The organism is Actinomyces oris, from assembly GCF_001937445.1.
GTDB lineage: Bacteria > Actinomycetota > Actinomycetes > Actinomycetales > Actinomycetaceae > Actinomyces > Actinomyces acetigenes.
Window position 1 is genome coordinate 1 of record NZ_MSKS01000072.1, and the last position, 5,673, is coordinate 5,673.

Genomic DNA, 5,673 nt, shown 5'->3' on the forward strand with positions numbered 1-5,673 from the left:
TCCCGATGCACAACCCGACCAAACCAGTCTCAGGTACCAAACGTCCTCTCCTGAGTGGTGCGTCCGCTGTCAGGCTCCCCTGTGCAGTGCGGCCGGGGACATTCCACGCGGCCGGGTGCAGTTTGCTCCGGGTGGGGGTGTTCGATGCCGGCGGGAACAGGAATCCGGTCCCCGTACGCGTGAGATGTCCCCGGCTGTAAGGAAAAGTCCCCGACTGCGCAGGATGTCCCCGTCGGCGGCTGGGCGCAGGCTCGGGTACTGCCTGGTGCAGGTTCGGGTGCGACCAGGTTCAGGCGCGGGTGTGCGGCCGGGTTCGGGTGCGTGGCTGGTCTCAGGCTCGGGCGTGCAGCCAGGCCAGGACAGCTCGCACACGACGGTTCTCCTCGCCGGGCTGCAGGTCCAGCCCCCGGAAGATACTCGCCACGTGCTTGGCCACCGCTCCGTCGGAGAGCACCAACCGCTCGGCGATCTGCGCATTGGACAGTCCCTGCGCCATGAGCCCGAGCACCTCCTGCTCGCGCCGTGTCAGCCGGTCCAGGCCCACCCCGCCCGGTGCCGCACTCGCGTTCCGGCCCGAGGGTGTCGACGGCGAGACCGCCCCCGCCGTCTCCGGAACCCGGGAGCCGGGTGACGCGGTGGCCGCACTTGACTCTGATCCCCCTGTTGTCCCCGTAGCCGAACCCGCACGGGCCGCCTTCATGAGATGGGAGACCACCTCCGGATCAATAACCACCCCGCCGCCCACGACGACGTCGAGCGAGTGAAGGAAGTCCGCCACCCGTCCCACGCGCTCCTTGAGCAGGTAGCCCACGGCGCCCCCGCTGCTTGCGCCGGGGGTGCCGGGGCCGGCTGGCGAGGCCGGGGACTCGGTCTCCTCGAGCAGGTCCTGCACATAAGGGCCGGCCACATAGGCGCTCAGCACCACCACCGGTAGCCCCGGGTAGGTTCGGCGCAGGTCGATCGCCGCACGTAGTCCGTCATCCGTGCCGGTCGGCGGCATCCGCACATCGGTGACGACAACGTCGGGCAGCGTCCCGGCTGCAGCCAGGCGCCCGACCTCGGCGCGCAGGGCGTCGGCGTCGGCCACCTGTGCCACGACCTCGTGCCCGGCGGTGGTCAGCAGTCCGGCCAGTCCCTCGCGCAGAAGGGCGGCGTCATCAGCGAGCAGGATTTTCATAGGCACATCCTGCCCCAGTCGGCCCACCGGATGGGGTGGTGCTCACAGGGACCGCCCGGACTCGCATGCCTCGCGCTCACAGTTGGCCCGACGCCGCAGTCGGCGAGAGCACGTGTGGCTGGGTCGTCAGATCCTGCGGTGCGCCTGCCTGCCCGGCCTCCTCGTCGACCTCCGGGTGAGACCCTCGTTCGCCCACCCGGTCGGCCTTCTGCCCCTCCGCGCCCCATGGCGGCGTCAGCGGCGCTGTGATCGTCAGCTGCGTCCCGGCGCCTTCGGGGGAACTGACCTCCAGCCGCCCGCCGACGGACTCCATCCGCTGCGCCATACCGCGCAGGCCGGTGGCGTTCTCCCGCCCCGGGTCGGCCCCGCCACGCCCATCATCGGTGATGACGGCGCTCAGCCCGGTGCTCGTGCAGCGCAGCGCGACCGTGGCGCGTGTGGCCCGAGCGTGCTTGGCGGCGTTCGTCAGTGCCTCGGCCACCGCGAAATAGACGACTGTCCCCACCGGCTGTGAGATCAGGGCCAGGTCGGCCTTCTCTGCCTCGATGTCGACGCTGGTCGGTAGCGGCGCCCGTCCCGCCAGGTCCTTCAGGGCCGGTGCCAGTCCGCGTTCGGACAGGACCGCCGGTCGGATGCCGCGCACCGTTTCACGCAGGTCTTTCAGGGCTGATTCCGCGCGGTCCTGCGCGGTATCGATCCCCTCAAGCAGCGCGGTCCGGGACGTGGAGGCTGCGTCGTCCTCGGGCAGGGACTCGGCGGCCAGGCGCAGCCCGCCCAGGTTCATGGCGAGGGCAACGAGCTCCTGCTGGGTGCCGTCGTGCAGGTCGCGCTCGATGCGGGTGCGCTCGGCCTCGAAGGCGTCCATGAGGGTGGCGCGGCTGGCCGTGAGGTGACCGACCTCGGCGGTCAGCTGCTCGAGACGCTGTGTCTTGCGCTCACCTGACAGCGCCTTGACCAGCAGCAGCCGTAGTCTCCCCAGTCCCCAGAGCGCGCCGAAGAGGAGGCTGAGGGCGATCAGACCGATCGGTATCAGCAGCAGGGTGGCCTGCAGCCCGGTCAACGCCATCTCGCGACCGCCCAGGTAGAACCTGACGGGACTCTCGGAGGAGGTCATGAAGGGCACCAGGATGCTGGTGACGGTCAGGGCTCCGAGGAAGGCGGTGAGGAAGAACGACGCCGTGCTCAGCGTCATGCCCCCCACGCACAGGGGCAGGTCCTGGCGCCAGAACTCCATGTGAGCGACGCGTGCCAGCAGCCACGGGCTCCTGCGCTGGTTCTCCTTGCGTCCGGACGGAGCATCGGTTCCCAGTCTGCGTGCAACGGCGCGCTCCAGGGACGCCCCCAGAGGGACCGTCAGGTGGAACAGCAGGATGGAGGGGATGAGGAGGATGACCTGCGGTATCCACAGTGCGGCGTGCAGGAGCTCCCAGCCGATGACGCTGATCCACCAAAGGCTCCGGCTCGGGCGGCGCCCGGTCGAGGAAGCGGCGGACTGCGGGCCTGCTGCGGATGGGACGGTTGTGGACGCGCCGGCAGCTGATGGAAGAGGGCTGGTCCTGTCCTCCGGGCCCCCTATGGGTGCGGTCGCAGGCAGGTCGGAAGGGGAGCCGAGTGGTGGCGTCGAGGTCATGCCGACGACGCTAACGGGCCCGACCCCGGGGTGCACTCGTGCTGGCTCCCCAGTGCTTGCCGCATGTGCGCTCCCGGGGTGGTGCTGGCACCCCCGAGGTGGTGCGCACTCGACCGGGGGTGAGGTGGGGGCAGCCCGACTCGAAGACGGGAGTGGGCACCAGTGCGTCGGCGGCCTGTGATGAGTGGACTGGTGGGCATGAGCCTTGACCCGTTCCGTTCGTCCCTGTCCCGTCCCTGCGCCGTCGGCGTCGCAGGCTTCCTCCCGCCGGTACCGGCCTGGTTCCGAGGACTCGCTCGCACCGAGGTGCTTGGGGTGGTGACGATCTGGGTGCACGACCCGCTGTCCAGGATGAACGGCGCCGAGGTGTGGACCTGGCTGCCCTCGGTCCTGGTCGCGCTGCTGATCATCGCGGGGCCTTGGCTGAGGCGTCCGGCCGCGCGATGGGGGCTGGGCACCCTGGCGGGAATCCGGGCGGTATCCGTCCTCACCTGGCTCGTCCTTGCAGTCGCAGGGGTTTGGAGGCTGTCATGATCCGTCGTCAGGGTCGTCCCGCCGCAGTCAGCGCCGACAATCATGGGCCGCAGGTACCGCTGGCCATCGAGGTAGCTGGAGTCACCCGCGTCTTCCGCGTCCAGGGTCGCCGCAACGCCGACGTCACCGCACTCGACGGTGTCGACCTCGCCCTGCCCGTCGGCAGCTTCACCGCTCTGGTCGGAGCCTCCGGCTGCGGCAAGTCCACTCTTTTGCAGTGCATCGCCGGACTTGATACCGCCACAGCCGGGACCGTTCAGCTCCTCGGCACCCAGACGAGTTCGCTTCGCCCCCGCGCTGCGGCCCGCTTCAGGGCCCGGCACGTCGGCTTCGTCTTCCAGGACGACAACCTCGTCACCTCCCTGTCCGCGCGCGACAACGTGGCTCTGCCCGGTCGCCTGCGTCGCAGACCCCTGAGCCGCACTGCCGTCGACGATGCCCTCGAGCGCGTGGGCCTGAGTGAGCAGGCCCGCCATCTGCCTCATCAGATGAGCGGCGGCGAGCGCCAGCGCGTCGCTATCGCCCGTGTTCTGGCCTCCCGACCCGACATCGTCTTCGCCGATGAGCCCACGGCCGCCCTCGACGTCGTCGCCGCCGCGACCGTCCTCGACTGGCTCGCCGAGCTCGCCGGGAGCCCCGGTGCTGTGCCCGGTGCCGTGTCCGCGGCTCCTGCCCAGAAGCCGACCACGGTCCTCATGGTGACGCACGACGCCGCAGCCGCCGCCCGGGCCCAGCACGTCCTCGTCATGGACGCCGGCCGCATCGTCGCCTCCCTCCCCGGAGGTGACCCCGCCGCCGTCTCCGACGCCGTCTTGTCCGCCCGCGGTGCCGGAGGCCCCCGATGATCCGCTTGCTCCTGTCCGACCTGCGCCGCCACGCCGGCTCCTGGGCGTGGACCGCCGTCGTCGCCGTCGTGGCCTCCTCCGCCGTTGCCGGCCAGTTCCGGATCACCCATGGCTCCCTCACCGCTGCGGAGGCTGCTGGAGACCCCACGATGATCGATGGGGCCGAATCCGTCTCAGGCACCATCATCATGGGGGTCGTCTTCGCTGCCGTGACCGTTCTGTCCTCCACCAGCAACCTCACGGTCTCCCAGCGTGAGCGCGACCACGGGCTGTGGAAGGCCCTGGGTATGAGCCCCTCCATGGTTCGTCTGGTCATCCTGGGCCAGCTCCTCGCCCTTGGGACGCTCGCCTCTCTCATCGCGGTGCCGTTGAGCCTGCCCATCAGCCGGTTCATGATGCACCGGCTCGTCTCCGACGGGGCCGCGCTGCCTGGCGCGGTGCCTCAGTGGAAACCCGCCGACCTCATCTGGACCGCGATCATCAGCGCCGGCACCCTCGTCATAGGTGGTCGGGGTGCCGCCAAACGGGCCTCACGCACCCCGGAGGCCCTGCTTCTGCGGGGGGCGGGCGGGCAGAGAGCGCGGTGGAGCGCGGGACGAGTTCTCAAGGGTCTCCTGCGGCTGCTCTGGGCCGCTGCCGCCGCGGCTGGGTGGGCCGCCGAGTTCCTCGTCATCCGCAGCGGGGAGAATCAGGACGTCTTCATGAGCCTTTTCGGCGGCGTCCTGTGCGGGTTGATGTTCGTGTGCATCCTGTGCGGCTGGATCAGCCCGGTCCTGGAGCGCCTGCTCGCTGCTCTCATCCCGGATCCCGGCGTCGCCTGGCACGTCGCCGGACGCACCTGCGCCCTGGAGTCGCGCCGCTCGGCGGCCACCGTCCTGCCCTTCGTAGTGACGATCGGGCTGGTTGCCATTGTCTTCGGCCCGGCATCGGCCTCCTCCGAGATCACCGTCAGGGGCTTCACCTCCGTGTTCGGGCTGCCCTTCCTCGTGTCTTGGACCGGGGGCGTGGCCGTCATCGCCATGAGTGCGGGCCGGCGCCGCCGTGACGCCGCCCTTCTGCGCGCCGCCGGGGCCATGGAGCGCGACGTGCTGGCCATCGAGGTCCTCGAGGGAGTTCTCCACGCCGCCGCTGCGACCGTCCTCGGCCTGCTTGTCACCCTGTCCACGGCCGTTCTGGTGGCAGAGGCCATGCACAGGCCGCTGGCCAGCATCTTGCTGGGGTTCCCCTGGGGGATGTTGGGCCTCGTGTGCGCGGCCACCCTGGCGACCACCTGCCTGGCCGTTGTCGTCTCCGCCCGAGCCGGGGCGCTCGCGGGCAAGCAGAGCCTGGGGCAGGTACTGCGTGCCCGCGACTGACCTTCGTCGCCGGCGTTGGAGTCGCGGCCGGAGTCTCTGGTGAGGTCCCGCGATGGTGACCGTATTGTGTCCAAATCGGTGACAAAGGAGCCTTCGCGTTCTTCATGCCTGTGACAGAACCGCGGAATCATG

The 5,673-nt window shown here is 70.3% G+C and carries 5 protein-coding genes; 3 read left to right on the forward strand and 2 right to left on the reverse strand.

What is annotated here, in order from left to right; all coding sequences use genetic code 11:
* Positions 1-331: 331 nt before the first annotated feature.
* Together BKH20_RS13445 and BKH20_RS13450 are read right to left on the reverse strand one after the other, a co-directional pair.
* The gene (locus BKH20_RS13445) at positions 332-1,177 is read right to left on the reverse strand and encodes a response regulator transcription factor (RefSeq protein ID WP_075391464.1); all 846 of its coding nucleotides are present in this window, start codon (positions 1,175-1,177) and stop codon (positions 332-334) included.
* Between the two features lie 76 nt (positions 1,178-1,253).
* On the reverse strand, positions 1,254-2,807 hold the full coding sequence (locus BKH20_RS13450; RefSeq protein WP_081381727.1) for a sensor histidine kinase: 1,554 nt from the start codon (positions 2,805-2,807) through the stop codon (positions 1,254-1,256).
* A gap of 198 nt (positions 2,808-3,005) precedes the next feature.
* Here BKH20_RS13450 and BKH20_RS14860 point away from each other — a divergent pair, with 198 nt between their 5' ends.
* From BKH20_RS14860 to BKH20_RS13465, 3 genes are read left to right on the forward strand one after another with little or no spacing between them, the layout of a single operon-like run.
* Complete coding sequence (locus BKH20_RS14860) at positions 3,006-3,341, forward strand: hypothetical protein (RefSeq protein WP_256693197.1); 336 nt, start codon at positions 3,006-3,008, stop codon at positions 3,339-3,341.
* Positions 3,338-4,186: an ABC transporter ATP-binding protein gene (locus BKH20_RS13460; RefSeq protein ID WP_178388615.1), complete on the forward strand. Its 849-nt coding sequence runs from the start codon at positions 3,338-3,340 to the stop codon at positions 4,184-4,186. The genes BKH20_RS14860 and BKH20_RS13460 overlap by 4 nt, the downstream gene beginning before the upstream one ends.
* A complete protein-coding gene (locus BKH20_RS13465; protein ID WP_075391466.1) occupies positions 4,183-5,541 on the forward strand; it encodes an FtsX-like permease family protein in 1,359 nt (452 codons plus the stop codon). Before BKH20_RS13460 ends, BKH20_RS13465 begins: the two co-directional genes overlap by 4 nt.
* Positions 5,542-5,673 lie beyond the last annotated feature (132 nt).

What these genes read in the sequence shown, in the direction of transcription:
- BKH20_RS13465 (WP_075391466.1), top strand. Translation starts at nt 4,183, where the DNA reads ATGATCCGCTTGCTCCTGTCCGACCTGCGCCGCCACGCCGGCTCCTGG.
- BKH20_RS13460 (WP_178388615.1), top strand. Translation starts at nt 3,338, where the DNA reads ATGATCCGTCGTCAGGGTCGTCCCGCCGCAGTCAGCGCCGACAATCAT.
- BKH20_RS14860 (WP_256693197.1), top strand. Translation starts at nt 3,006, where the DNA reads ATGAGCCTTGACCCGTTCCGTTCGTCCCTGTCCCGTCCCTGCGCCGTC.
- BKH20_RS13445 (WP_075391464.1), bottom strand. Translation starts at nt 1,177, where the DNA reads ATGAAAATCCTGCTCGCTGATGACGCCGCCCTTCTGCGCGAGGGACTG.
- BKH20_RS13450 (WP_081381727.1), bottom strand. Translation starts at nt 2,807, where the DNA reads ATGACCTCGACGCCACCACTCGGCTCCCCTTCCGACCTGCCTGCGACC.